Genomic DNA, 249 nt, shown 5'->3' with positions numbered 1-249 from the left:
ACGCCCGTGTTGTCCGACTTCACGCGGACCTTCACGTTGTAATCGACCACTCTTTTCACTGGCACCAGGATTTTCATTTGTCTTTCCTTTCACACATCCGAATATGGCTGAGATTGCTCATTCACCCAGATACGCGGCCCGCACCTTCGGATCGTCGAGCATCTGCTTCGCATCGCCTTCCATCGTGACCGTGCCCGAGTCCATCACGTAGCCGCGGTCGGCCGCCTGCAGCGCGAGGCGCGCGTTCTG

At 58.2% G+C, this 249-nt stretch carries 2 pseudogenes; both read right to left on the bottom strand.

The window, feature by feature from the left end:
- Positions 1-77, bottom strand: a pseudogene (locus DIE23_RS39340) (electron transfer flavoprotein subunit beta/FixA family protein); the annotation flags it as partial.
- 40 nt (positions 78-117) lie between these two features.
- Positions 118-249: pseudogene (locus tag DIE23_RS39335) on the bottom strand (ABC transporter ATP-binding protein); the annotation flags it as partial.

Origin of the sequence: Burkholderia sp. Bp9143 (genome assembly GCF_003853645.1) — a bacterium.
GTDB lineage: Bacteria > Pseudomonadota > Gammaproteobacteria > Burkholderiales > Burkholderiaceae > Burkholderia.
The sequence above is the reverse complement of the archived record's forward strand: the minus strand, read 5'-3'. Positions and strand labels throughout refer to the sequence as shown.